Raw genomic sequence first — 7,276 nt, forward strand, 5'->3', positions numbered from 1 at the left:
GCAATTACACAGCAATAGTTACAAAAAGCAAACTAATAATATAGCTAAATTGCATGAAAAAATAAGTAATAAAAGGATTGATAATCTACATAAAATATCTTTACAAATTATAAGAGAAAACCAATTTATATTTAGTGAAGACTTAAATATCAAAGGTATGGTTAAAAACCCTAATTTATCTAAGGCAATACATGATTGTGGATGGCATGAATTAATAAGACAGTTAACATATAAAGGATTATGGAATGATAGAATATATCCTAAAGTTGATAGATATTTTGCTAGCTCACAGCTGTGTTCGCATTGTGGATATAAAAATGAAGAGGTAAAAGATCTAACACTTAGAGAATGGGATTGTCCAATCTGTAAAGTACATCATAATAGAGATATAAATGCTAGTAAAAATATATTAATGCAAGGGTTAAAAGATTTAAATATAGGTTTATGATTATATAAATATAATAAAGTAGGGTAGGAAGTATCCGAATTAACGCCCATAGACATAGTAGGTTACGAGGTGGATGATGTGGGAAAATCTAAGAGTGATCTTAGAAGCACGTGACTTTGGCCATGTGAGCTTCACAACCATATGGGAATAACTAAAACTATTGAATTTAAGAAATAATATATAAAAGGACATTTAAAAAGGAGTGAATATGCTTTTTATAGCCTACTACACTCCTATTCTTTTTACAAATTGCAAGTTAAAAAGTCCACAGGTTTTGAACATATTATATTCTAAATTGTTCTTTGTTCTATTCCTTATTTATTCATTGAATCTATTAATTCAAAGAAATATTTTGCCTCTTGAGTTTTATAAACATTAAACCACGCCTGTAATGTTTCTGATTTAAATACATCTAACACTTTCAATACTTGCATAGTAAATTCTAATGGTGCTATTCCAGATGCAGTAATTAAGTTCTCATCTGTCACCGCTGATTCAAACTTATAATATTTTTCTCCAATATAATTAGGCACTATCATTTTAAGATATTCTAAATCATTACTTGTATGACTTCTAGAATTTAACAATTCTCTCTTCGCAAGTCCTACTGTTGCTCCGCAAATAGCTGCAACTACATTACCTTGCATTAAGGCGTTTTCAGCTTTTTCTAATACAGCATCATGGATTGATTCTGTCCATGTGAATCCACCTGGTAGAATTAAAGCATCTGTAGTTTTAAGATTACATTCATCAAGAGAGATTTCTGGTAACACTTTTAGTCCTCCCATTGTGGTAATAGGGCTTTTATTGTTTCCTACCGTAATTACTTGTATAGGTTGTACTCCTTTTTTAAAATATCTTCCCGAGTTTAATTCTGTAGTTAAATAACCTATTTCCCAGTCTGACATAGTATCAAAAACATAAAGATACACTTTTTTTATATTCATAATATATGCTCCTTTTATATCTACTTTTACATCTTATTTCAAATAACTTTGCTGTTTACATAACTTATTATAAAACAACTTCACTGACAGTTTTGGTCAGTGAAGTTATTAAATTTTATAATATTTAATTAATTCTAGTAAAGTTTCAATAATTTTTTCCTTTAAACTTAATGGTTCAATTACTTGAATAGATTTGCCATATGGTAAAAGTAAATATGGTACATACGTATAAACTATTTCCTCTTCAAGTAGAAATATAACTTGATTTGAAGTTCGCTCTTTAAAATGATGTCCTAAAAGCCAATGTTGGCATAAAACTTGTCCTGCCGCCAATAACTAAATAAATGAACTTTTTCTTATCTTTTACTGAATCTAATAGTTTTTCCATAAAAAATTTACTTGCTGAAAAATCTTGTGGTTGATTAAACTTAATCTTTGTTTGAGCAATATTATAAATCCGATCTACTCTAAAACTACGGATTTCATTTCGTATATGACAAAAACCTACTATATACCACTTATTACTCCAGTAAACTAGCCCATATGGGTCAATAGTTCTACACTTTGATTGTTCTTCTTTACTTGTATGATATTCAATTTCTATAGATAACCCATTGACTATGCTATCCTCTAGCTTCCTCGATACTGGCTCTATATGCGGTTTTCCAATTGAACTTATTACTTCAACTCCTTCTAAATACTGCTTAAGCATTCTTTCCTGTTCTTGATTTGAATACATTTTTAGCTTCGATGTTGCTCTTTCTAATGCTTCATCAAAAAAATTTCCTGCTTATTTTGCAAAAATAGCAGCATGAAGTAGTGCTGTTTGTTCCTCAACATCAAAAAAGAGAGGAGCTTCAATAAAATTATTCAATAAAGTGTATCCTCCATTATGACCTGTATCCGATATAATGAGTACTCCACTGGCTGAGAGTGTATCAATATAACGATAAACAGTCCTTATATTAATCTCTAACTTTTCAGATATTTGCTTTGCAGTAATTTTTTCTCCAGATTTTAACATCCAAAGAATTGCCATCATATTATCAATTTTAGTTATAGAATTTCCCGTCCTCATTCTATACTATAAAACTTATTAAATATAAACTTATTATTTATAGTTTGTATTCTTATTATCCAAATTTTTATATTACTTTTATCTTTAATATCTTTTTCCAAAAACCTTATTTACTTATGGCACGGTTCACCATATCATATTCTAAATCTATTTATCCTTTTACTTCTTTTCTTTAATTGTTAATGTATCCAAAATGCTTTAGTGTTCCAAACGAAACGTCCCCGTGGCATTATAGGCTACTATTTTGAGTTTGTACCCACTTAATAAACTTATTTCTTTGCACCTTCACATATATTGAAGTCATAAAAGGAAATACCCTAGTAAAACCTCTTGAGATTGCAAAGTATTTAGATGGATAGATAAACCTCTTTTCATTCTTGATTCCTGTTATTACACTATGCGCCACTTTTTCTGGTCCTTGGACTGGTAAAGCATGGTATTGGTGCTTTATCAGCAGCATTTTTGAAAAAGTTTGTATTTGTAGCTATAGGATAAACTAATGAAATTATCTCATTATCTCTTACTTCATTCATGAATACCCTCCCAAAGCCATTAATTGCATACTTTGTAGAGCAGTATAATGAATATCCCGGTAGAGGAATTTCGCTAACAGCTGAGCAGGTTATAACTACTGAATATTTTCTATTTCCATTAAGAACCCTCATTTTCTCTACAGAATATATTGGAGAAAAAACATTTGTACTAAATATTTGCTCTATACGCTCCCAATTTGCCTCTTCAATATTTTCGCAAAAGGCAAAACCTGCATTTGCTATAAAAATATCTATTCCTCCCAGTGTCTTTACTGCAAAATCAAATAGCTTATCTACCTCTTCTTTTTTTGATACATCACATGCAAAAGGAATTATCTTATCTTTTACTTCAGGTATTTTAGAAATATTTCTTCCAACTGCTATTACCTTTATATCATATAGCTGCAGCTGCTTTAAAATTTCTTTTCCTATTCCTGATGATGCTCCTGTTAATATTATTTTCTTGTTATTTAAATCCATGACCAATTTTCTCCTTATCACTATTTATATTTTGATTTATAATGAAATAGGTTTAGTAATTTAACTGATTACTAACTATAGAAGTCATTTCTTTTAAATTGTGAATTCCATCATGAGAAGTTCCAGGATAATGTAGTGGCATTTCACCTGGTCTAGTTACTATGCTAACGCCTAACATAGTCATCTTCTCAATAAATTGCTCATCTGTTCCTTTATATCCCATAGTTTGTAAATACTTCTTAAGGTTATTTTCAACATATTCATATACTTCTTCGCTATCACTATAGGGACAAACAAATATAAATCTATTGAAACACCTGTCTATATCATTCTTATCAGGCATTGTACTATTCAAAATAACAGTGTAATCCGCATTGTACGATGAATATACTGCTACATCTTGCTTTTTGTTAATTCCATACTTTAACAAGCAATATTGTCTATCTTGCAGTGTCTTGATAGAACTCCAGGGATTTAAATATGATTTTGGAAAGCTTAATGAGAGTTTTTTCAAGCTTTCTGCAACACTTATAGCAAATAAATTAGTATCTATTTTATTGTTTATAAATATTAATCTAGGCGATAAGCATGCTTTTTGTTCCCAGCATATAACATCTTTTGCTACAGCTTCAGCAAGCATATTAATATCTTCCGCCTCATCTATAACTTCAAAACTAATTTTTGCTCCATGCATTATTAAGTGACTATTATACTTAGCACAAAGTTCTGCCATTATTTTACCTGAATATTCACCTCCCCAATGTATTACACAATCTACTTTTTTAACTATAGCTTCATATATATCTGAGCACTCACTATTAAAATATACTACTGCCAATCTTTCATTTATGTCTGGATCAATCTCACATAAGCTCTCATAAAACGCATTGGCAAAATATGGCTCATCACCGGATACCTTTACTAAATTGCAGTTCTTTGATAACAGTCCCATTGAAATGCTCATAGGAATTACTACAAATGCATTCCCTGAAATATTATGGAACATAACCCCTCTTGGTTGTCTGTGAACTTCTCCATAGCTTGTCTTAATCCACTTATCCAGCACGTCTATATTTCCAAGTTCTTCTGTAATTGTTCTTTCCAAGTTTTCTCTTAAAAGCATATGCATAGAACTTTCAAGTTCATATGTTATAAGTTCTTCACTTTGGCTTAATATATGAGCTAAGATTTCTATATGTTTTTTAGAATATTCCCTATTTAACCATAACTTTGCACACTTATCTAAGATTTCGATAGTCTCTTGCACAGGAATATCATGTACTTTGTTTTTATTTGCAGTAAGTCTATCTATTTCACAAAGAATCTGATTCTCGTCTGAAGAAATAAGCTCAAGATTTATATCATTAACATTTTTGGATAATACAGTATTTCCACATGTATATTCAACTTTCATTATTCTTCCCCCTTTACGTTAAGTGTAGCTCCGCATCCTTTTGCTTCTGAGCCTTTTACTCTACCGATAAGCCTTATTGTCATAAGCTTCTCTTTGCAATCAGGGCACTCATCTATTGAAACTATTTCACCAATATCATCTACTAATATTGACGCTCCGGCAAAAGAAAGGGTTCCATATGCATTTAACATTTGTATAAACCCTCTATCTCCAGGATTATGCAGTGGTTCTAAAGTTTTAATATCCCTTATTATAACCTTACCCCATTTGGGAACATGAAAAAGATAATCTTTATATTTTTTTGAATAATGCCCGATAATAAAGAAAGTGTTTTCTGTAAAGGAATAAGAATCAATGAAGTTTTCTTCTGGTACTCCAAGAAAATCAGCAACTGTTTCAACAAATTCTTGCTTTCTTATAGCTGTACCATTACTTATGGTTCCTTTTTTCCATCCCAGCCACCACCTCCAGTTTGAATTAATACATTTTTCCCAAGGTTGAATGGTGGCATTGTTTTTTTCAGTAGATTTATTGTGTTAAAAAGTGAAAGTGCAGATCCTCTTATAGAAAGATGTTTATCCAATTTATCATTACTAACTAAAAACTTTTTAAATGCATCTATATCAACAACTAAATTATCTCCTTCCGGCTTTATAATGAAAACTGTATTTTCTTTAAAGCCAAACATATCCAAAAGATTCCCCATATATGATTCTGTCCTCTTGCCGTATATTACTTCACTTTTATATTTTTTCATAGTATCAGGATCTGGAAAAAAGACACATTCCTGCTCAGTATCAGGTCTTAAAGATTTATTTTGAAGTTCGTTAAATTCCCTTATCTGCATCATGTCGCACATACGTCTTCCTACTACACTTGGATCACCACTTGTGCTACTTGATACTGTCCACTTATCAATTGTATTTATAGGTACTTTAAGTAAATTAGTAAATATTCCAGCTGACTTTTTAAATAGTGTAGTTGTTATAAACGGAACTCTTTCCACGTCTTTTTCAGAGTTTAAATTTATAGTAGGATTAAACCCTTGACTATCACATAACAATTTATAAGCCGGACATTGAGAATACTGCTCAACTAAGCTGACTTTTAAGTCTTGATAAAACTTTTCCATAATTATGCCTCCTTGTATAATCTCTCTTTATCATTAACTGACTGGTCAGTTTAGTTATACTCTTAGTTGCCAATTTTTTCAAAATCCATATACGTCCTCAAATGGTTATATAAGTAATTTAATTAATGCTTTTTACTTTTTCCTCCATTTCACTTATTCTTACATATATACCTATATGTTGAAATAAAATTACTTTTAGACTTTACATTGTCCTCCATAGTTCAAGCAGTACTTTAAATAAATAATACATTTTTTAATAACTGGATAATTTTATCAAGGAACATTAGATATTGAAAAGTTTAAGGGCTATAGTTGAATATTATATAGATAATAAGATTGAATTTCCTTTTGACATGGAGTATAAGGCAGAATTGAATTCAAATACACCTGAATATTCATCATTTAAAGTATTAAATGGAGATAAAGAGTATAATTACTGCCTTAGAGTTAGGTGTTGATATAGATGTAATAAAGAATTCCTTTGAAAATTTTAAAAGAATAGGAAGAAGACTAGAATTAATAGCAGATGTTGGTGATATTAAGATTTTTTATGACTTTGCTCATCATCCTACAGCAGTAGCAACTACATTAGATCCAATTAAACTTAGTCATCCAATAAAAAAGGTTTTTGCTGTTTTTGAGCCCCATCAATTTTCAAGGACAAAGCTATTTCTTTAATTAGTTCGTTATAGCATTAAAGAAGGCAGATAGAGTTCTTATTACAAAACCTTTTTAGGACGAGAAGCAAATAAAGACATAAAGCCTGTTAATTTAAATATGCTATGTAATAAAATAGATATAAATAAAGCGGAATATATAGAAGGCTCCGATAAAATATGTAGTAAAATCCTTAGTGAAGCTAAAAGTGAAGACACAATTATAGTTTTTGGAGCAGTTGAATTTTATTTGCGATGCAGTATTTCCACTTGCAAATATAGCCTTAACCAAGCTATATCAATGGTTAAGGCTAAAAACCCTCACTTACTTATGATATGGTTCTCCGTATCAGTATTAAATAAGGTTTTCTTATTAAATATACTAAGAATATTTGTGTGTACTCAATTAATTGTATGATAATTCAAATTTAATTACATCCATAATCAATAAAAGAATACCATGAATTCTACTTAATTACTTTTCCTGATATAAAAAGTTTTTTATTTTGAGAAATATAATCAAGTTTACTTAAGCTTGATATTTGAATTGTATCCTTGTTAAGGACAATATACTCTGTTCCACTACTC

General features: G+C 30.1%; 8 protein-coding genes and 1 pseudogene. 3 read left to right on the forward strand and 6 right to left on the reverse strand.

The genetic code is table 11. The features are described 5' to 3' along the window. Positions 1–448, forward strand: a 448-nt coding sequence (locus ACWPW7_RS23210) for an RNA-guided endonuclease TnpB family protein (RefSeq protein WP_454055624.1), incomplete at its 5' end; no start/stop codon positions are given. A 314-nt stretch (positions 449–762) separates the two neighbouring features. Here ACWPW7_RS23210 and ACWPW7_RS23215 read toward each other — a convergent pair. The 6 genes and pseudogenes from ACWPW7_RS23215 to ACWPW7_RS23240 all read right to left on the reverse strand — a co-directional run bounded on the left by ACWPW7_RS23215 (position 763) and on the right by ACWPW7_RS23240 (position 6,032). Continuing rightward, a complete protein-coding gene (locus ACWPW7_RS23215; protein WP_454052334.1) occupies positions 763–1,395 on the reverse strand; it encodes a type 1 glutamine amidotransferase family protein in 633 nt (210 codons plus the stop codon). 108 nt (positions 1,396–1,503) lie between these two features. After that, a pseudogene (locus ACWPW7_RS23220) lies at positions 1,504–2,455 on the reverse strand (helix-turn-helix transcriptional regulator). 413 nt (positions 2,456–2,868) lie between these two features. Beyond that, positions 2,869–3,486 carry an SDR family NAD(P)-dependent oxidoreductase gene (locus ACWPW7_RS23225; protein WP_454055625.1) on the reverse strand — a complete coding sequence of 206 codons (618 nt, stop codon included), beginning with the start codon at positions 3,484–3,486 and terminating at the stop codon, positions 2,869–2,871. Between the two features lie 52 nt (positions 3,487–3,538). After that, entirely contained in the window at positions 3,539–4,900 is a 1,362-nt protein-coding gene (locus ACWPW7_RS23230; RefSeq protein WP_454055626.1) for an aldehyde dehydrogenase family protein, read from the reverse strand. Further along, a complete protein-coding gene (locus ACWPW7_RS23235) occupies positions 4,900–5,403 on the reverse strand; it encodes a LuxE/PaaK family acyltransferase (RefSeq protein ID WP_454055628.1) in 504 nt (167 codons plus the stop codon). The genes ACWPW7_RS23230 and ACWPW7_RS23235 overlap by 1 nt, the downstream gene beginning before the upstream one ends. Next, positions 5,334–6,032: a LuxE/PaaK family acyltransferase gene (locus tag ACWPW7_RS23240; protein WP_454055627.1), complete on the reverse strand. Its 699-nt coding sequence runs from the start codon at positions 6,030–6,032 to the stop codon at positions 5,334–5,336. Before ACWPW7_RS23240 ends, ACWPW7_RS23235 begins: the two co-directional genes overlap by 70 nt. A 414-nt stretch (positions 6,033–6,446) precedes the next feature. On the opposite strand from ACWPW7_RS23240, the gene ACWPW7_RS23245 reads away from it, so the two are divergent. Continuing rightward, positions 6,447–6,710: a glutamate ligase domain-containing protein gene (locus ACWPW7_RS23245; RefSeq protein ID WP_454052329.1), complete on the forward strand. Its 264-nt coding sequence runs from the start codon at positions 6,447–6,449 to the stop codon at positions 6,708–6,710. Positions 6,711–6,809: 99 nt separating this feature from the next. After that, positions 6,810–7,106 (forward strand): hypothetical protein, encoded by a 297-nt coding sequence (locus tag ACWPW7_RS23250; protein WP_454052328.1) that lies wholly within the window; start codon positions 6,810–6,812, stop codon positions 7,104–7,106. The last annotated feature ends 170 nt before the right edge of the window (positions 7,107–7,276 follow it).

Source organism: Clostridium sp. Marseille-Q7071 (genome assembly GCF_965112025.1).